At 64.0% G+C, this 19,131-nt stretch carries 17 protein-coding genes and 2 pseudogenes; 17 read left to right on the plus strand and 2 right to left on the minus strand.

The window, feature by feature from the left end:
- Window positions 1-3: 3 nt before the first annotated feature.
- The 13 genes and pseudogenes from ABWY06_RS02365 (at window position 4) to ABWY06_RS02425 (ending at window position 11,665) form a co-directional block, all read left to right on the plus strand.
- On the plus strand, window positions 4-1,428 hold the full coding sequence (locus tag ABWY06_RS02365; RefSeq protein WP_353923957.1) for an alginate O-acetyltransferase: 1,425 nt from the start codon (window positions 4-6) through the stop codon (window positions 1,426-1,428).
- Complete coding sequence (locus ABWY06_RS02370; RefSeq protein ID WP_353923958.1) at window positions 1,425-2,585, plus strand: mannuronate-specific alginate lyase; 1,161 nt, start codon at window positions 1,425-1,427, stop codon at window positions 2,583-2,585. Before ABWY06_RS02365 ends, ABWY06_RS02370 begins: the two co-directional genes overlap by 4 nt.
- Window positions 2,586-2,715: 130 nt before the next feature.
- Entirely contained in the window at window positions 2,716-4,248 is a 1,533-nt protein-coding gene (locus ABWY06_RS02375; RefSeq protein WP_353923959.1) for an MBOAT family O-acyltransferase, read from the plus strand.
- Window positions 4,249-4,260: 12 nt separating this feature from the next.
- Complete coding sequence (locus tag ABWY06_RS02380) at window positions 4,261-5,454, plus strand: alginate O-acetyltransferase (RefSeq protein WP_353923960.1); 1,194 nt, start codon at window positions 4,261-4,263, stop codon at window positions 5,452-5,454.
- A 31-nt stretch (window positions 5,455-5,485) separates the two neighbouring features.
- Window positions 5,486-6,133 (plus strand): alginate O-acetyltransferase AlgF, encoded by a 648-nt coding sequence (locus ABWY06_RS02385; RefSeq protein WP_353923961.1) that lies wholly within the window; start codon window positions 5,486-5,488, stop codon window positions 6,131-6,133.
- Window positions 6,134-6,236: 103 nt separating this feature from the next.
- Window positions 6,237-7,691 carry a mannose-1-phosphate guanylyltransferase/mannose-6-phosphate isomerase gene (locus ABWY06_RS02390; protein WP_353923962.1) on the plus strand — a complete coding sequence of 485 codons (1,455 nt, stop codon included), beginning with the start codon at window positions 6,237-6,239 and terminating at the stop codon, window positions 7,689-7,691.
- Window positions 7,692-7,884: 193 nt separating this feature from the next.
- A pseudogene (locus ABWY06_RS02395) lies at window positions 7,885-8,202 on the plus strand (multidrug transporter); the annotation flags it as partial.
- A gap of 265 nt (window positions 8,203-8,467) precedes the next feature.
- Window positions 8,468-8,632 (plus strand): annotated as a pseudogene (locus ABWY06_RS02400) (multidrug transporter); the annotation flags it as partial.
- 46 nt (window positions 8,633-8,678) lie between these two features.
- Complete coding sequence (locus ABWY06_RS02405; RefSeq protein WP_353923963.1) at window positions 8,679-9,509, plus strand: SDR family oxidoreductase; 831 nt, start codon at window positions 8,679-8,681, stop codon at window positions 9,507-9,509.
- 132 nt (window positions 9,510-9,641) lie between these two features.
- Window positions 9,642-10,232, plus strand: coding sequence for a hypothetical protein (locus ABWY06_RS02410; protein WP_353923964.1), 591 nt, complete (start codon window positions 9,642-9,644; stop codon window positions 10,230-10,232).
- A gap of 72 nt (window positions 10,233-10,304) precedes the next feature.
- Window positions 10,305-10,763 carry a 6-phosphofructokinase gene (locus ABWY06_RS02415; RefSeq protein ID WP_353923965.1) on the plus strand — a complete coding sequence of 153 codons (459 nt, stop codon included), beginning with the start codon at window positions 10,305-10,307 and terminating at the stop codon, window positions 10,761-10,763.
- 65 nt (window positions 10,764-10,828) lie between these two features.
- Window positions 10,829-11,302: a hypothetical protein gene (locus ABWY06_RS02420; protein WP_353923966.1), complete on the plus strand. Its 474-nt coding sequence runs from the start codon at window positions 10,829-10,831 to the stop codon at window positions 11,300-11,302.
- Between the two features lie 84 nt (window positions 11,303-11,386).
- Entirely contained in the window at window positions 11,387-11,665 is a 279-nt protein-coding gene (locus tag ABWY06_RS02425) for a hypothetical protein (protein ID WP_353923967.1), read from the plus strand.
- Between the two features lie 30 nt (window positions 11,666-11,695).
- Here the strand turns inward: ABWY06_RS02425 and ABWY06_RS02430 are convergent, their stop codons facing one another.
- Both ABWY06_RS02430 and ABWY06_RS02435 read right to left on the minus strand, forming a co-directional pair.
- Entirely contained in the window at window positions 11,696-12,439 is a 744-nt protein-coding gene (locus ABWY06_RS02430) for a hypothetical protein (RefSeq protein ID WP_353923968.1), read from the minus strand.
- A gap of 165 nt (window positions 12,440-12,604) precedes the next feature.
- The gene (locus tag ABWY06_RS02435; RefSeq protein WP_353923969.1) at window positions 12,605-13,507 is read right to left on the minus strand and encodes a DMT family transporter; all 903 of its coding nucleotides are present in this window, start codon (window positions 13,505-13,507) and stop codon (window positions 12,605-12,607) included.
- Window positions 13,508-13,800: 293 nt separating this feature from the next.
- Here ABWY06_RS02435 and ABWY06_RS02440 point away from each other — a divergent pair, with 293 nt between their 5' ends.
- The 4 genes from ABWY06_RS02440 to ABWY06_RS02455 all read left to right on the plus strand — a co-directional run bounded on the left by ABWY06_RS02440 (window position 13,801) and on the right by ABWY06_RS02455 (window position 19,015).
- A complete protein-coding gene (locus ABWY06_RS02440) occupies window positions 13,801-14,142 on the plus strand; it encodes a hypothetical protein (RefSeq protein WP_353923970.1) in 342 nt (113 codons plus the stop codon).
- A 391-nt stretch (window positions 14,143-14,533) separates the two neighbouring features.
- The gene (locus ABWY06_RS02445; protein ID WP_353923971.1) at window positions 14,534-15,163 is read left to right on the plus strand and encodes a hypothetical protein; all 630 of its coding nucleotides are present in this window, start codon (window positions 14,534-14,536) and stop codon (window positions 15,161-15,163) included.
- Window positions 15,164-15,322: 159 nt separating this feature from the next.
- Window positions 15,323-16,198, plus strand: coding sequence for a helix-turn-helix domain-containing protein (locus tag ABWY06_RS02450; protein ID WP_353923972.1), 876 nt, complete (start codon window positions 15,323-15,325; stop codon window positions 16,196-16,198).
- A gap of 147 nt (window positions 16,199-16,345) precedes the next feature.
- Entirely contained in the window at window positions 16,346-19,015 is a 2,670-nt protein-coding gene (locus tag ABWY06_RS02455; protein WP_353923973.1) for a DEAD/DEAH box helicase, read from the plus strand.
- The last annotated feature ends 116 nt before the right edge of the window (window positions 19,016-19,131 follow it).

Consider the following 19,131-nt stretch of genomic DNA (forward strand, 5'->3'; position numbering starts at 1 on the left):
CCCATGCGAGCACGCACCCCTTTCCGGCTAGGCGCCCTTAGCGCCGCCCTACTCGCCGCCACGTTGGCCCCAACCGGGTTGGCGTTCGCCGAACCGCACTACAGCGCCCAGGTGATAGGCCCGCTCTGCCCCAAGGCAACCGACGTCCGCCAGTACAACACCCCGTACCTGAATTTCTTCAGCAGCCTGGTGCAGGCCCAGGACGACTGGCTGTTCCGCACCCGCTACGACCTGCGCACCGACTTTGGCACCACCGCGGCCGGCTATGCACAGTTCAAGCAGCTGAGCCAGGCGCTCAAGCGCAAAGGCATCGAACTGCTGGTGGTCTACCAACCGACCCGCGGCCTGGTGCACCCCGACAAACTGATCGGTGCCGAACGGGCCAGCTTCGACTACGAACTGGCTAAACGTAACTACCTTGACACCGTCGAGCAGCTGCGCAAGACCGGTGTTTGGGTCACCGACCTGTCGCCGCTGTTCGCCGAGCACGAACAGCGCGCCTACTTTTTCAAGGGTGACAACCATTGGACGCCCACTGGCGCTAACCGTACCGCAGCGCTGGTCGCCGAAACGCTGAAACAGATGCCGGGCTTCGAGACAATTCCCAAGCAGGAGTTCGTCAGCAAACGGGTCGGTCTGTTTCCCAAGGAAGGGGCGCTGCACAAAGTCGCCGGTCAGTTCTGCAACACCAGCTACGCCACCGAACATGTCGACCGTTACGAAACCGAACCCGTGGGTGAAAGCACCAGCGACGACGCCCTGTTCGGAGAGGAAAAAACCACCGAGGTGACCGTGGTCGGCACCAGTAACAGCGGACCGGCCTATAACTTCGTCGGTTTCCTGCAGGAGTACAGCGGCGTCGAGATGCTCAACCTGGCGGTCAGCGGTGGCGGCTTCGACAGTTCCATCCTGCAGTACATGAGCAGCAAGGACTTCCACGACAAACCGCCCAAAATTCTGATCTGGGAATTCGCCCCCCACTACGACCTGGCGCAGAAGAGCTTCTACCGCCAGGCGGTTCCCCTGGCCGACAACGGTTGCGATGGCCGGCCAGCAGTACTCAAAAACAAGATCAAACTGCGCCCTGGCAGCAACGAAGTATTGATCAACGCCCACCCGGATAAGCAGCAGCTGCGTGGTGGCGACTATCAGGTCGATCTGACATTCAGCGACCCCTCAGTACACGCGGCCCAGGCCACCCTCTGGTACCTCAACGGGCGCCGTGAACAGTACAAGCTCGAGCAAAGCGAACGCGTCGACACCGGCGGACGCTATGTCTTTGAGCTGCGTAACGATCCGGATTGGCGCGACCTGAACCTGTTGGCCATGGAAATCCAGGGTGCCACCGACATGCCGGAAAACCTCAGCGTCGAGGCCACCCTGTGCAAACGCCCTGACGGCAATCGCCTGACGGCGCAAAGCGAATGAGGCTCAAGACCGCCATGAAACCCTTGTGCTACCCCACGCTGCTTGGCCTGGCGCTGTACAGCGCCGTCAGTCAGGCAAGCGCCCTGGTGCCGCCGCCGGGTTACTACGCGGCGGTGCCGATGCAACAAAAATCCAAGGTCGAGAAGTGCCCCACGGTACCTGCGCCCTTTACCGGCGCCCTGATCTTTCACAGCAAATACGAAGGGTCGGATAAAGCCCGGGCCACCTTGAACACGGCGGCGGAACAGTCCTTTCGTGACCAGACCCGCGACATCACCGACATGGAGAAGGGCCTGACCAAACTGGTCATGCACTACCTGCGTGATGGCCAACCGCAGCAACTGGAGTGTGCTCTGCAGTGGCTGGACAGTTGGGCCCAGGCCGATGCCTTGCGCTCCGAGGACTTCAACCATACCGGCAAGTCGATGCGCAAATGGGCCCTGGGCAGTCTGGCTGGGGCCTACCTGCGCCTGAAGTTTTCCGCCTCGCAGCCGTTGCAGCCCTATGGGCACCAGACCCGCGCGATCGAAGCCTGGTTTGTGCGGCTGGCTGATCAGGTGGTGGGCGACTGGAGCGAGCTGCCCCTGAAAAACATCAACAACCACAGCTACTGGGCCGCCTGGTCGGTCATGACCGTCGCCGTGGTGAGCGATCGCCGCGACCTGTTCGACTGGTCGGTGAAACAACTCGAAGTGGCGGCCCAGCAGGTTGACGAGCAAGGGTTCCTGCCCAACGAGCTCAAGCGCGAGCAGCGCGCCCTGGCTTATCACAACTACAGCCTGCCGCCCTTGCTGATGATCGCGGCCTTTGCCCAGAGCAATGGCGTGGATCTGCGCGAGACCAACCACCGCGCGTTACAACGCCTCGCCCAACGGGTCATCGAAGGCGTGGACGACGCCGATGCATTTGTCGCGCGCACCGACGAGGACCAGGACATGGCCGGGTTGGAAAAGAGCGGCAAGCTCGCCTGGTTGGAGCCCTACTGCGCCCTCTATGCATGCACAGCCGACGTGCTCGAGTGGCGGGACTCACTGCAGCCGTTCAAGACGTCGCGCCTGGGCGGCGATGTCACCCCGTTGTTTCAGCAAGCCCTGCCCGGCGCCCCGGCAGCCATTGCCGAACGCCCGGTGGAAAAAAAGCGCTTCTGGTTCTGGTGAAGGAACCCGGCTGACCCTGGGGTCGGCGGTGCTGTTGCAGCGTTTTACCGGTCGCTGAGGCCGGTATCAGCAACAAAAGGGGAGGTCCAACGGGGCCTCAAAGTTGGCACGTGTTAGTGAGACTGGCGTTATGGTTTTTTCATCCAACGTGTTTCTGTTTTTGTTCCTGCCGATATTCCTCGGCCTGTACTACCTGAGCGGGCAACGCTATCGCAACCTGCTGCTGCTGGTGGCCAGCTACGTGTTCTACGCCTGGTGGCGTGTGGACTTCCTCGCGCTGTTCGCCGGCGTCACCCTGTGGAACTATTGGATCGGCCTGAAGGTGGGGGCCGCCGGGGTCCGCACCAAACCGGCGCAGCGCTGGCTGCTGCTCGGCGTGGTGGTCGACCTGTGCATCCTGGGCTACTTCAAGTACGCCAACTTCGGGGTCGACAGCATCAACGCCCTGATGTCCGGCTGGGGCTTCGAGCCCTTCATCCTGACCCATATCCTGCTGCCGATCGGTATCTCGTTCTACATTTTCGAGTCGATCAGCTACATCATCGACGTCTACCGGGGCGACACTCCGGCGACCCGCAACCTGATCGATTTCGCAGCCTTCGTGGCGATCTTCCCGCACCTGATCGCCGGTCCGGTGTTGCGCTTCAAGGACCTGGTCGACCAGTTCAACCACCGCACCCATACCGTCGACAAGTTCTCCGAAGGCGCCACTCGCTTTATGCAGGGCTTTATCAAGAAGGTGTTTATCGCTGACAGCCTGGCACCGCTGGCCGATCACTTCTTCGGTCTGGCCAATCCCAGTACCGGGGATGCCTGGCTGGGTGCGCTGGCCTACACCGCCCAGCTCTACTTCGACTTCTCCGGTTACAGCGACATGGCCATCGGCCTGGGCCTGATGATGGGCTTCCGTTTCATGGAGAACTTCAACCAGCCCTACATGAGCCAGTCGATCACCGAGTTCTGGCGGCGTTGGCACATCAGCCTGTCGACCTGGCTGCGCGACTATCTGTACATCAGCCTGGGCGGCAACCGTGGCGGTACCTTTGCCACCTACCGCAACCTGTTCCTGACCATGTTGCTGGGCGGCCTGTGGCACGGCGCCAACTTCACCTACATCATCTGGGGCGCCTGGCATGGGGTCTGGCTGGCGATCGAGCGCTACTTCGACGTGGACGCCGCGCCGCGCCGCCTGAATCCGCTGAAGTGGGCCTTTACCTTCCTGCTGGTGGTACTGGGCTGGGTCATCTTCCGCGCCGAGAACCTCGATGTGGCCTGGCGCATGTACGGCGCCATGTTCAGTCCGGCGATGTTCAGCCTGCAGGGTTGGCAGCTCTCGGAACTGGGTCGCGCCAGCATTACCCAGCTGCAGAGCACCACCCTGGTGTTGGCCTACGTCACCCTGGCCGTGTGCGGGCTGCACCAGTTCTACCGCAACCCCATGTCCAAGAGTGCGCCCAAGGCCGAGGCCAAGCTGACCGCGGCGCAAGCAGGCGCTGGCGGCGCAGCGCCGCTGGCCACGGCCGGAGGCGCAGCACCCACCGCCGCCTGGACCGCCGCGCTGCCCTTGTACGGCCTGCGCGCCATGATCCTGTTGCTGTTCTGCGTGTCGATCCTGAAGTTGTCGGCGCAGAGCTACTCCCCTTTCCTGTATTTCCAGTTCTAAGCGAGGACGAGCATGACGCTTAAATTAAGACTCCTCTATGTCGGGCTGTTTATGGGCCTGCTGCTGGGCCTGGGTGCCTGGTCGGTGCGCAGCTTCGGCGAGTTCAGCGCCCCGCCGGACGGCAAGTTCCTCCAGGGCCAGTGGGCCAAGGCCTTCGAGACCCACTACGACAAGGAATTCCCGATCAAGCGCCTGGGCACCAACCTCTGGGCCGCGCTGGATTACCAGGTGTTCGGCGAAGGCCGCCCCGGGGTGGTGCTGGGCCGCGAGGACTGGCTGTACAGCGACGAGGAATTCAAGCCGGTGGCCAATGCCCAGCAGCATATCCAGGACAACTGGGCGCTGATCGAAGGGGTGCGCAATCGCCTGGCCGAGAAGAACATCAAGCTGGTGTTGGCGATCCTGCCAGCCAAGGCGCGGCTGTACCCCGAGTACATCGGCGAGACCGTGCCGGCGACCTTGCACGGCGACCTGTTCCAGGCCTTCCAGGCCCGTGCCCGCCAGGCCGGGGTGCTCGCCCCGGACCTCTTGGGGCCGTTGCAGCAGGCCAAACTGAGCGGCGACGTATTCCTGCGCACTGACACCCACTGGACACCACGGGGGGCTGAAGTGGTGGCCCAACAGCTGAGCGCGGTTATCCGTCGCGAGGCACCGCTGGCCGTCGCACCGCAAGCCTTCGTCACCGAGTCGGTGGGCGAGCAGGAGGCCTACCAGGGCGACCTGGTCACCTTCCTGCCGCTGGACCCGCTGTTCAGCGACATGCTGCCGGCCCCGGACCAGGTCCAGGTGCGCAAGACCCGCGCCGCCGAGGAAGGCGCGCCCCAGAGCGACGACGCGCTGTTCGGCGAAACCCAGGTGCCACTGGCGCTGGTCGGCACCAGCTACAGCGCCAACGCACGCTGGAATTTCGCCGGCGCGCTGCGCCAGGCGCTGGGCAGCGACCTGGTCAACCATGCCGAGGACGGCAAGGGACCGGTGTTGCCGATGCTCAAGTACCTGCAGAGCGACGACCTGAAGAACGCTGCGCCGCAAGTGGTGATCTGGGAATTCCCCGAGCGCTACCTGCCGGTGGCCAACGACCTGAGCAGCTTCGATCCGAACTGGATCGCGCAGCTGAAAAAGACCGCCCCAACCGACCAGGGATTGGCCAGCCTGATGGCCGACCCATCCACCTCATCCATCATGCCCACCCGGGCTCAGCAATGAGGGGCACCAGCCCCGTCAATGGAGAAACCCCATGATTCGTTCCACCCTGTCCCGTCGTGTCGCCCAGTCCAGTGCCCTGCTCTTCGGGCTAATGGCCCTGTCCACCAGCCAGGCCGGTGAAGGCGGCCTGTACGGTCCAACCGCGCCCAAGGGCTCGGCCTTCGTCCGGCTGTACAACGCCACCAATCAGGAGGCCAGCGCCACCGTCGGCACCGCCAAGGTCAACGACGTCGCGCCGCTGGGCAGCAGCGACTTCAGCTTCCTGGCCAAGGGCGACTACACCGCCCAGGTCGGCAGCCAGAACCTGCCGGTGCAATTGGGCGCCGACCAGTACTACACCCTGGTCAACCTGCCGAGCGGCGCTCCCAAGCTGGTCGAGGAGCCGCTGTTCAAGAACAAGCAGAAGGCCCTGATCCGGGTGCAGAACCTCAGCGACACCACCCTCACGCTGAAAACCGCCGACGGCAAGACCGACGTGGTCAAGGCCGTGGCCGCCGAAAGCCGTGGCGAGCGTGAAATCAACCCGGTCAAGGTCAGCCTCGCGCTGTTCGATGGCGAGCGCAAGGTCAGCGACCTGAAGCCCGTGGTGCTGCCCCGTGGCGAAATCGTCAGCCTCTACATCACCGGCTCGGCCGGCAACCTGTCGCCGGTCTGGGTCAAGCGTCCCGGTGCCGAATAAGCCCTGACCCTCGAACAATCAGCGCCCACGCCTGGCGGTGTGGGGCGCATAGAAACGACACACACAAAGTGGCAAACCTTCCGAATGTTCAAGGAGAGACATCATGATTCCGGTGATTTTGTCAGGTGGTAGCGGTTCCAGACTCTGGCCGTTGTCGCGCAAGCAGTTTCCCAAGCAGTTTCTCGCCCTCACCGGCGAACACACGCTGTTCCAGCAGACCCTGGAACGACTGACTTTCGAGGGCATGCAGAAACCGCTGATCGTCTGCAACAAAGAACACCGCTTTATCGTGCAGGAACAACTGGCCACCCTCGGGCTGGCCATCAATGGCCTGATCCTCGAGCCCTTCGGCCGCAACACCGCGCCCGCCGTGGCCATCTCCGCCATGAAACTGCTGGCCGAAGGCCGCGACGAGCTGATGCTGGTGCTGCCCGCCGACCACGTGCTCAAGGACCAGGCTGCCTTCCAGCGCGTGCTGGGCCTGGCCACCGAAGCCGCGGAAAACGGTGAGATGGTGCTGTTTGGTGTACCGGCCAACAGCCCGGAAACCGGCTATGGCTATATCCGCTGCGACATGCAGGACGTCGCCGGCTTGCCCCAGGGCATCAACCGCGTACTGCAGTTCGTCGAAAAGCCGGATCAGCAGCGCGCCAAGGCGTTTGTCGAGTCTGGCGACTACTTCTGGAACAGCGGCATGTTCCTGTTCCGCGCCAGTCGCTTCCTGGAAGAACTGAAAAAGCACGACGCGGATATCTACGACACCTGCCTGCTGGCCTTGGAACGCAGTCAGCGTGACGGCGATACCATCCTGATCGACGCCGACACCTTCGCCTGCTGCCCGGACAACTCCATCGACTACGCCGTGATGGAAAAAACCGAGCAGGCCTGCGTGGTGCCGCTGTCCGCCGGCTGGAGCGATGTCGGCTGCTGGGCCTCGCTGTGGGACGTGCAGGACAAGGACGCCAACGGCAACGTACTCAAGGGCGACGTGGTGGTGCACGACAGCCACAACTGCATGGTCCACGGCAACGGCAAGCTGGTTACCGTGCTGGGCATGGACAACATCGTCGTGGTGGAAACCAAGGACGCGCTGATGATCGCGCCCAAGGACCGCGTGCAGGAAGTCAAAACCCTGGTCAACACCCTTAACGAACAGGGCCGCCAGGAAACCCAGAGCCACTGCGAAGTCTTTCGCCCTTGGGGTTCCTACGACTCGGTGGACATGGGCGGCCGGTTCCAGGTCAAGCGCATCTCGGTCAAGCCGGGCGCGCAACTGTCGCTGCAGATGCACCACCACCGCGCCGAGCACTGGATCGTGGTGTCTGGCACCGCCGAGGTGACCTGCAACGACAAGACCTTCCTGCTCACCGAGAACCAGTCGACCTATATCCCGATCACCGCGGTCCACCGCCTGGCGAACCCAGGCAAGATCCCCCTGGAAATCATCGAGGTGCAATCGGGCAGCTACCTGGGCGAAGACGACATCGAACGTCTGGAAGACGTCTACGGGCGCACCAAGGACCACGCGACCCCCAGCAAACAGAGCATCCCCGGCTAACCACGGGTCAGTGCCTGCAGCCCGCCCCCTCCAGGGGCGGGCTTTTTTATGCCTGCGCAGCCATAACGCCGCGCAAGCGCATAGTGTCTGCAGTCCCTAGGACTCTCCCCGGCGGCGATCCTGTAGAGTGTTGGTCCGTATCCCGCGAGGCCCCTGCCATGTTCCGCCTGTGCGCCGCCCATCGGCCGCCCCCATGCTGATCGGCGCCCTGCTGCTCCTGACCTGGGGGGCGTTGCTGTTACGCCACCCGACCAAGGCCCTGCCGGTCTCGGCCGCCGCCCTGTGTGGCCTGCTGCTGCTGGCCCTGTGGACGGTCTGGCTGGTCAACCGCGAGCAGCGCCAGCTGGCCCACCTGGAATTGCGCCTGGACTATGTACCTGGCACCGGCGCCGCCCCCACCTGCCCGGCGGACCGCCCCCTGCTGCTGACCCTGAAAAACGCCAGTGACGCGCCGCTGACGGAGTTGCGCTGGAAAATCAGCGCCTACGCCCCGGGCGACAACCTCGACCTAGGGCCTGTTGACACTATGCGCACGGCCGCGCCGGCGCCTGGTTGGGTGCGAGACCAGGCACGAGGCGCGAGGTTTGGTTATTCCAAATGAGCGACGAGTAACGCCGTATCGCGCTCAACCAGGCCCGGCCCTGCGGGTTGCGCGTAAAATAGCCCCATGCGGCGTTGCGGGACTTGGCAAGGGAATGACCATTGCCTGCGTCCCGCGCCTGGCCTGGGGCCATTTTGCGCGGCAACGCGGCACGTGTGGCTAGTGTCAACAGGCCCTAACCCAGGACCTGTATGCTGCGCCGCGCTACCGGGGACCCGGTGCGCTGCAGCCCGACGTCAGTTGGCAGGACTGCCTGCCCGTGCCGCCCTTGCGTCCCGGCTACCGCCCCGCCACCCTGGTCTTTAGGGCGACCGCGCTGCACGGCCGCTTCGCCGATTGAGCCAGATGCGTTGCCCCCCTACTTACACCGTCCCCCAGGAGCTTGCATGACCCCGCCCAACGTTTTGATCACCGGCTGCTCCAGCGGCATTGGCCGGGCCCTGGCGGATGCCTTTTATGCCGCCGGCTACCGGGTCTGGGCCACCGCCCGCAAGACCGAGGACCTGAGTAGCCTGGCCGCGGCAGGTTTTACCGCCGTGCAACTGGACGTCAACGATCCGCTCGGCTGCGAACAACTGGCCAGCCGCCTCAGCGCCGAGGTGGAGGGGCTCGATGTCCTGATCAACAACGCCGGCTACGGCGCCATGGGGCCGTTGTTCGACGGCGGAGTGGCGGCCCTGCAGCGGCAATTCGAGACCAATGTCTTCGCCGTGATCGGCGTCAGCCGCGCGCTGTTTCCCCTGCTGCGCGCCCGCCGAGGCCTGGTGGTGAACATCGGCAGCGTGTCCGGCGTGCTGGTCACCCCGTTCGCCGGGGCCTACTGCGCCTCCAAGGCTGCGGTGCACGCCCTGTCCGATGCGCTACGGCTGGAACTGGCGCCCTTCGGTATCCGCGTCATGGAAGTGCAACCCGGCGCCATCGCCTCCCAGTTCGGCGCCAACGCCAGCCAGCGGGCCGAACAACTGATTGACGAACGTTCACCCTGGTGGCCGCTGCGCGAAGGCATTCGCGCCCGCGCCCGGGCGTCCCAGGACAACCCGACGCCGGCCAGCGAACTGGCCCGCGACCTGCTCAAGGCCGTGCACAAGTCCAAGCCACCGCGCCTGTTGCGCCTGGGCAATGGCAGCCGCGCCCTGCCGCTGCTCGCTGCCCTGGTGCCCAAGGCAGTGTTGGAAAAGGTCCTGCGCAAGCGCTTTGGCCTGGACGGAACGCTGTGAAGCAGTTAATGGCACTAAGCTATTAATTATTGCTAAATTGCTCGCTGACTTTTCAGCCGCGGCCAGCTGCATCAGCAGGCACTGCACCCTCAGGGCACCGCGGCGTACCTCGGCAGACACAGGAGTGCGGGCATGTTCAGGGTCAATGGCGGCTTTATTGGCGTATCCACCCACGCCCTGTTCTTTACCACCCGCGAGGACCTGCCCGTCCACACCCTGGCCACCTTGGGCCAGGCCGACCAAGCGGGGTTGGGCGAGCACGGCCGCCTGATCGAAAAAGAGCAGATCGCCGAGATCCAGGCCGTGCAGGACGGGCGGTTCACCACTGTTATCCGGGCCAAAGGCTTGGCCGAGGATATTGGCGTGCACAGCGACTCCCTGGCGACCCAGCAGTCACTGATCGCCGCCGTGCAAGCACTGAAAGGCCAACCAGGGCACGTACTGCAAACCACCCAGGGGCTGCTCTTCAGTAGCGGAAAATACCTTCTGCTGGCGCTTTGCGCCGCCCTTATTACCGGACTGCTGCACTACCTGGTGATCAGCCTGGCGGGCCAGGCCTCGCCCCAGTCGAGCACCAGCAAGGAGGGGATGCTCTTCGCCCTGGCCAATCTCCTCGGCCCTACCGGCACCTTGCTGATCGGCGGCGCCATTACCCTGGTGCTGGCGCTCAAGGCGCTCAGCAAGGCTCGCAATCGCCCCTTGATACTGCGCTACACATTTTAACCTGTTGATCCGGGCCCGGCAGGTGCCCGGAGCAGGCGATCCGTCACCCTCGCCGCTGGATACCCCAAACCCATGGAATTTCATTTTACCCTGCAGATCCGCCCCTCCACGCGCTGGCCCCTGGACGCGCTGAAAACCCTACTCAGCATCGAATGCCAGACCGCCGAAGCCGATAGTCTGGTGCAGTTTCTAAGCGCCGCGAAGGTTGTTAATCCCGAGCATGGCGAGAGGCTTGCCCAAGGGTTTATCCGGGACCTGGATAAAGTCATGGGCGAGGATTTCCGCGCCGAGGGCGTGGGCCTGTATACCCCTTACCTGGCCGACGGCAGCCTGGTGTTCAGTTTCGTCTACGGTGACCCCACGGTGGCAGCGATACTGGCCGAATTTCTTGGGTTCCTATGCCCTGGACTGGACTTCGAGGCTCGAGGTGACTATGACGAAGATCCCTACGGTTTCAGGTACGGGTACAAAGACGGTCAATATTTTCAGGAAGAAGGATTTCTTATGGACGACGAGTACCAGGATGAATGATCGCTTGCAGCCAGGGTGCCGCCGCGTGGGTATGACGGCCGATCGCCTCGCCGACAGGGCTGGATATGCTTGAGCGGATCGTCGACTTTCTGGGTTTTATCGGCCTGCACGTAGAAGCCGCCGAGGTGCCCCTGGACACCGTATTGCCCGCCATCTGGGTCGAGAACGGTTGCCTGTATTACGACCCCCAGCGCCTGCGCCATCCCGGCGACCTGCTGCACGAAGCCGGGCACCTGGCGGTGGCACCCGCAGCGGAACGCACGAGCCTGACCGGCAATATCGACCGCGGACCCGGCGAGGAAATGATGGCCATCGCCTGGTCCTGGGCGGCCCTGACGCACCTGCGCCTTCCCCCCTCGAGCGTGTTCCATGCCGAAGGCTACCGCGGCGGGTCGCAGTCGATCATCGACAATTTCAGCGCCGGACGTTTTTTTGGGGTGCCTATGCTGCAGTGGACCGGCATGACGCTGGAGCCGCCACAGGCCATCGCCCGTGGCCTCGCCCCCTTCCCGCATATGCTGAAATGGCTGCGCGACTGACCGCCAACGCGAACCTCGTCACGCCCCCGACGCGAGGTGCCGACACACAATAGCCCGGTGCCATCCACCAGAGCCCGAACCCACATGGCCACCCTGCGTGAGATCGCCGCGACCCTGCTATTCGTGCTGGCAATGGCCTTGGTCATCCAGTTATTCGCCAGCGGCTTCGCCTGGGGGTCGCTGCTCGGAGCGCTGCTGTGTTTTGCCCTGGCCTATGCCTGCTGGCCGAGCCGTCGACGGGGTCAGCGTGATGATGCCAGCGGTTGGATCGATCTATTCGAAGTGGTGATCGAGCTACCCGTCCAGGCCTTGCTCTGGTTGCTGCGGTGGGTGGGCGGGCTGTTTCGCTGGCTGGATTTCTGATCCGCCCCCGGACTGCCGTCCCCTACTCGCCTAACGCATTTCAATCAGCGGCGTACAGCTCTTGAACAGCAGCGCATCGTCGAAAAAGCCGCACAAATCTTTAACCTCTAGGGTCCACTTGCCAAAGGCGTACAGATCGAATTCTTCCAGGGTCCACCGGCGGTTGGCCGTGAATCTCGTGGTGTGCTCCTCGCGGGCATCCGCTCTGGCGATACGGTACGGCATCCACTCGGGATAGTGCCCGTTACCAGCTTGCAAAGCCCTGTCGGCGGAGCCAATACGGCCGCTGAAGACCGCGGTCCCGGTCAGAAAGTTGATGCTGCGGCGATTCTCATAAAAGCGACGCGCACCGCCCTTATCGCTGAAATCGACACTGATCTCCTCCTCCCCAATCAGCACAAAACGCTCCCCAGCCAGCCTGAATTGATAGGTCCTGCCACTGTGGCCACAGCAGCCTGCTGACCCATGCAGGGTCAGGTAGATAGACGAGTTCCTCATTTCAACCAGAGTAACCGTCCTGCCACCGACATCAAACGATTCGGAGTTGATAACTTCTGAAAGTGCGCCGCTTTCCGTCTCCTTGACCACCACTAACAACTCAGGACCAGGAGGGACACCCGCCCTCTGGATCAAAGCCGCATGATAACGACCACCGTTGGCCACTATGGACCCTGACGGCTCGCTCATCACTTTGGCGCCTGGATAGAACTTGGCAATCGCAGTTGTGACTTCGGCAGCACCCGCAGAGGCCGACCAGCCGATCACCCATGCCACCAGCAGGTGCCATTGCGCCCGCGGCCTATGACTAAACAAAATGATTCACCCTCCCCGCTACAAAATTCCGCCGGCCCGGCAGCGAGATTCGCATGCCGCGCCACCCAAGGCAAAACACGGCACTAATGAGTTGCGGCCTTGAGGACGACGCAGACGCCCCGGGGCTCAGACCCGCAACGCGCTCGGCGCCGGGGACACGGCCTTGGCCTTACGAAACACCAGCACGTTGCCCAGCATCACCAGTACCAGGCCGACCAAGGCCGGTGCCGTCCATTGATAGCCCTCGACAAAGGCCGAAATATTCAGCGCTACCACCGGGAACAGCACGGTGCTGTAAGCCGCGCGCTCAGGCCCCAGGCGCCCGACCAGGGTCAGGTAGGCGGTGAAGCCGATCACCGAGCCGGGAATCGCCAGGTACAGCAGCGAGCCGACATAGCGGGTGTTCCACTCGAAGGCGAAGGGCGTGGCGCTGACCAGGCAATAGCCGCTCAGCATCAGCGCGCCATAGAGCATGCCCCAGGCATTGGTGGTCAGCGGCCGTAGCCCGGCTTTTTGCTGCAGGCTGGAGAGCATATTGCCCGCCGAGAAAAACAACGTGCCGCACAGTGCCAGGCCAAGTCCCATCCAGGTTTCGCGGCTGGCGGTATGGCCGACCAGTTCAGGCCAGAACAGCAACGCCAGGCCGCCCAGGCCCAGCGCCCCGCCGGCCAGCACATTGGCGGCGACCCGCTGGCCCAGGAAGACCCGGGCATTCAGGGCGTTCCATAAGGTGGCGGTGGAAAACACCACGGCGATCAGGCCACTGGGGATCCACTGGCTGGCGGTGTAGAAGCACAGAAAATTCAGGCAGAACAGGCACAGGCCTTGGAGCAGGCAAATCAGCTGGCCACGGCCATTGACCGGTTGCAATCGACGGGTCAGCAGCAAGCCGACAAACAGCACCAGCGCCGCCAAGGCGAAACGGTAGGCAATGGAGGCGGCCACGGCGACCACTTCCAGTTGCAACTTGATGGCGATCCAGGTGGTGCCCCAGATCAGTACGGTCAGCAGGTAAAGCGACAGGTTCATCAGTAGGCTCCCGGTGGATAACCGACAGTCTGTGGCCTGCCGCCCAGGAGTGCTTGCATAAACTTGCTCTTATGTGGGGCTTGGATGGCCCCGGTAGCGGCCATCTCTGATGGCACTGCGCTGACCCGGTACAGTGTCCAGCGCATTAGTCGCCATAAACCGCATCGCCATGGGTTTGTCGGGCACGTCAGGCTGTTGCTCAAAGGTGGGTGTGGATAAAGTGGCTACCTCAGCCGCCGCACTCGGGTCGTCCGGGACGGATATCAGCCATTGCCAACCCAGCCCTGGTGACCATGAGCACTAACCCGGAACTCCTCGATTTCATTGTGTTTTTCGAGTCGGATCCCGAGTGGATCCATGATTTGGGCTGGTTTTATGGGGCGCGTTTTGTCGCCTCCCGTGGCCCGGACACCCTTATCGCGACGGTCGCGCCCGACGACGCGGAATTTACCCTCGAATGGCGTCAGGGCGAACGCAAGCTGATGCACTTCAAGCTGGTCATGGTCACCGAGTGGCTATTGGAGACCCGCGGTGCAAAGGAACAGTTAATACTAAAGGCCGCCCTGGACCGGGAAGTGTTCTGTGTGCTGACACTGAGACCCGAAGTGAATGTGCATCTTGAATTCCAGTGGTAATTCGCCGCCATGATTTATTTGCGACACCGTTAACGGCACTGAACAGGCCCCGCAGCAGGCGGACTGAGCATTCGCATCAACTCGAGATTTTCACTACACCCCGACATCTATTTCGGCCGATTCCTGCCTGGTCGCCCTCGCAGCAGCCATACAGGTATTTTTTTGTACCGTCGCTGCACCGTCGTGGGACTTATTATTCATAAAAAAATCATTTGGCTATTTTTTGCACTGCCCTGCAGTTTGCTGCTGGCGCTAGCCCTTTGGGCAGGCATCCACATCAACCATGACGTCGATGAGCCGCGCGGCAGCAGTCATGCCAGCAGCCACTAGTTACTTGCCACGACTCCCCCAAGTGTTTACAGCTTAATAAGCCAAGGTGCCAAAAGGGTTTATGGACATCAAAAAGCGGCTCAGCCAACTGGAACAAAAAGCACAGGCCGAAGGCCAATTCGCCGTGAGCGCAACGGCCTTCCAACTGCTGGCCCAGCCGAACAGCCTGGACAATCAAATCAACCTGATTGGCGCCCTGCATGAACTGGGGACTCTGCCGAACTCCCTGGCGCCCTTTTGGAAAGCGTTGCGCAACGACGAGGCGGCCTGGATCGCACGATGCCTGGCGCGCCTGCTGAGCGCCGATGCGGACTACTGGGCGCTGGCCGCGCTGCTCGGGTGTGGCGGCCAGGCGGTCCTTGCCCGGGCCAAGAGCCTGGGTTTTACCCCCTTGGCCACGCAACGCCATCAGCGCTACGACAAGCCCGACCTTCAGCTACAGACGCTCTTCCTCGGCCACACCGGCCGGGTCCTGCATCCGCTGCTGGAAGTGGGCCATGACAGCAAAACCGAGGCGGTCGTCGATATCGCCCGGGCCCGCTCACTGATCCTGCACAACCAGCACTGGCAGCCCGGACAGGTTGCAGGCGCCGGTTCACTGTCCTGTTTTATGCGGGCAACGCTGCCCCATGGCGCCTGGCGCTTGCGTACCGCCGAGTTTCAACTCGACGCAAACCAGCAGCCAACCTAGCATCAGCGTCCCAGCCAAACAGCCGGTCCAGCTGCCGAGACCCTGCCGCCATACCGGCCCAGGCGCCAGGACCACTTGCCTAACCTTGCGCTTTTTTCGCCCGGCGGGCTGGCAAGTGGCGGGCGCTGGAGTAGCATCGGCGTTCAGGAGCCCCGCCCCATGTCACAACTCGAACAACTGCAGGTCTTCCAGGCCATGAGCCGCTCGCCGAACTCGCGGCTGGAGCGCTGCGTCGAGCTGGGCGAAGGCTTGAGCCTCGCGCTCTGGACCAACCAGCACGACAGCCGCGACTATCAGGCACCGACCCACCACACCCTGAGTTGCTACCTGGCCGGCGGCACCGGCACCTTTCGCCGCGAACGCCCGGGCGACCGTGGCGCGCCGGGCAAGTTGTGCATCCTGCCGGCCGACCATCAATCGGCCTGGGTGATCAACGGGCAGATCCGCCTGGCGCACCTGTATGTCAGCACCGAGCGCTTCGCCCAGGACGCGGTCACCCTGCTCGACCGCGAACCGCGCACCCTGCAACTACGGGAGGCGACTTTCCTCGACGATGCGCAGCAGACCCTGGGTTTTCAGCAACTGGCCCGCCTGGACTGGCACGAGCCGGGCGAGCGCCTGCTGGCCAGCAGCCTGGCCCAGGACCTGCTCAGCCATGCCCTGCTGTCCCAGGTCGGGCAACGCGAGGGCCTGCGCCTCAAGGGCGGGCTGGCCCCCGTCCAGCGCCGGCGATTGCGTGACTATATCGAGCAGCATCTGGCCGAGCCGATCAGCCTGGGCGATCTGGCCAGCGTAGTGGCGCTTTCGCAATACCACTGCGCACGGATGTTCCGCGAAAGTTTCGGCGTGCCGCCGCACCGCTACCTGCTGGCACGGCGCCTGGCCCGGGCCCGGCACTGGCTGGCCAGCAGCCAGATGCCATTGGGCGATGTGGCCCTGGCCTGCGGTTTCGCCAGCGCCAGCCACTTCAGCAACCGCTTTCGCGCCGCCTTTGGCGCCACGCCGGGCCAGTACCGCCAGGTCATGGGCCGCTGATTCAGCCGGATGTCGACAGGCTTCAGCTAAAAACCGCACCCGCCGCGCCGCGAATAACAGCGCCCCTGCGGGGCCCGGCTGTGCGAAAATCACCGGCTTTGTTTGCCGTGTAGCGCCCATGTTCAGCCACCTTGTGTACCCTCACCGATGACCCTGGACCTGCAGCACCTGCGCCAGCAGGACTGGCAGCACGCCATTGACGCGGGCGCCCTGCAGCGTGGCGAACGTTATGCGCGCCTGGGCTACTCACGCATCCTCAGCCTGGGCAGCGACAGTTTGAGCGCCAGTTGCCAGGGTTCCGGGGACGAACGTTACCGTCAGCAGGTCAAACTGAAGGAACAAGGCGGGCGCTGGCGGGTGGATGGCAATTGCAACTGCCCGGTGGGCTTCAATTGCAAGCACGTGGTCGCCGCCCTGTTGACCTTGGAGGCCCAATGGCAGGCCGGTGTGGTATTCCCGCCGCCCTCGCCCAAGGTCCCCCGAGCGCCGAAACCACCACCCAGTCCTGCGCGGCCCGAACCGGTGGAACAGCTGCTGGGCAACCTCAAGCCCCAGGGCTTGCTGGTCCTGGGCAGCCATGTGCGGGTGCACTACGACGCCCGCAAGGCGCGCATGCTGGAGCAGACCCAGCACCGCGCCGCGCTGGCCTTCGATTACCAGGGTCGCCTGGCGTTCGGCAAGCCGGCCAAGGACCTGCTGGTGCGCGTCGATGCCGAGCACAGCCTGCGCATCCGCCGCGATGCCCAGGCCGAAGCGCAGCTGCGCCAGACCCTGGTGGACGCCGGGTTCTCGGTGGCCCTGCGGCAGAGCGAAGCCCTGGCCCTGCAGCCCGGCGAACACTTCGAACTGCCTGGCGAGCAGGCCTGGCTGGGGTTTGTCCAGACCGTGTTACCGCGCCTGCGCGAACAAGGCTGGCAGATCCAGATGCAGCCGGATTTTTTGTTTAACCTGGCCGAGATCGACGATTGGTACGCCACGGTCGAGGAATCCCCGCAACAGGACTGGTTCGACCTGGAGCTGGGCATCGACATCCAGGGGCAGCGCCTGAGCCTGCTGCCCATCCTGCTGCAGGCCATTCGCCGCACGCCCTGGCTGCTGACCCCGGACGCCGTGGCCCAGCGCCAGGCGGGCGAAGTACTGCTGGTGGCCTTGCCCCAGGGGGGTGGGCAGCGCCTGGCCCTGCCGTTTGCCCGTCTCAAGCCGTTGCTGGCGACCCTCGGCGAATTGTTCTGGCGCGACCATCCCGCCGACCTGGAGCGCCTGCGCCTGCCGCGGGCCGACCTGTCACGCCTGGCCACCCTGGATGAGCAGCTGGCGCCGCGCTGGCAAGGCGGTGAGCAACTGCGCGACCTGGCCAGGCGCCTTCAGGCCCTGCCCGAGCGCAACGTGACGGCTCCGCAAGGGTTGAATGCGCAGTTACGCCCCTATCAACTGCAGGGCCTGGCCTGGATGCAGACCCTGGCCGAACTCGAGGTCGGCGGCATCCTCGCCGATGACATGGGCCTGGGCAAAACGCTGCAGACCTTGGCGCACCTGCTCGGCGAGAAACAGGCCGGACGTCTCGCCCAGCCGGCGCTGATCGTGATGCCCACCAGCCTGATCCCCAACTGGCAGGACGAGGCCGCGCGTTTCACCCCGCAGTTGCGGGTGCTGGCGCTGCACGGCAGCAAACGTCGGGCCCTGTTCGCCCAGATTGCCGAACACGATTTGGTACTGACCAGTTATGCGCTGCTGGGCCGCGACCTCAAGACCCTGGCCGGGCAGCCTTGGCAGCTGTTGATTCTCGACGAGGCCCAAGCGATCAAGAATCCACGGAGCAAGGCCGCGCTCGCCGCCGGCCAGTTGAATGCCCGCCAGCGCCTGTGCCTGACCGGCACGCCGCTGGAGAACCACTTGGGCGAACTCTGGTCGCTGTTCAATTTCCTGATGCCGGGGTGGCTGGGCGACAGCAAGGGTTTCAACCGCGACTACCGCCAGCCGATCGAGAAGCGCGCCGACCCACAGCGCCTGTCGCACCTCAATGGCCGGATCAAACCCTTTATGCTGCGGCGCACCAAGGAACAGGTGGCCACCGAACTGCCGTCCAAGACCGAAATCATCCACTGGGTCGAATTGACCGCCGCGCAACGCGATCGCTACGAAACCCTGCGCCTGGCCATGGACAAGAAAGTCCGCGCGGAGATCGCCCGCCAAGGCCTGGCGCGCAGCCAGATCGTCATCCTCGAGGCCCTGTTGCGCCTGCGCCAGGCCTGCTGCGACCTGCGTCTGCTGGGCGACAGCGAACGGCCGTTGAGCAGCGCCGACTCGGGCAAGCTGAGCGCCCTGCTGGAGATGCTCGAGGAGCTGTTCGCCGAGGGCCGCCGGGTGCTGCTGTTTTCCCAGTTCACCTCGATGCTGGCCTTGATCGAACGCGAGCTGCAGGCGCGGCATATCCCCTACGCCCTGCTCACCGGCAGCACGACCGACCGGCGCAAACCGGTGCAGGCCTTCCAGAGCGGCGAGCTGCCGATCTTCCTGATCAGCCTGAAGGCCGGGGGCGCCGGACTGAATCTGACCGCCGCCGACACCGTGATTCATTTCGACCCATGGTGGAACCCGGCGGCCGAAGCCCAAGCCAGCGACCGCGCCTACCGCATCGGCCAGGACAAGCCGGTGTTCGTCTACAAGTTGATCGCCCGCGGCAGCGTCGAGGAAAAGATCCAACAGCTGCAACAGGCCAAGGCCAGCCTGGCCCGGGGCGTGCTCGACGGCGGCAGCCAGGCGGACTGGCGCCTGGACCAGGACGACCTGGACGCCCTGTTCGCCCCGCTGCGCTAGTGTCCACAGGACCCAGGGTGGTCTCGGCGCGTTGTCCCGCGCCAGCCCACCGCCGATAATCCGTCAGCGTCTGGACGCCCATCCGCGTGGGTTACGCCGCGCCGAGAGTGCCGCGT

Origin of the sequence: Pseudomonas sp. (assembly GCF_040514055.1) — a bacterium.
Taxonomy (GTDB): Bacteria; Pseudomonadota; Gammaproteobacteria; order Pseudomonadales; family Pseudomonadaceae; genus Aquipseudomonas.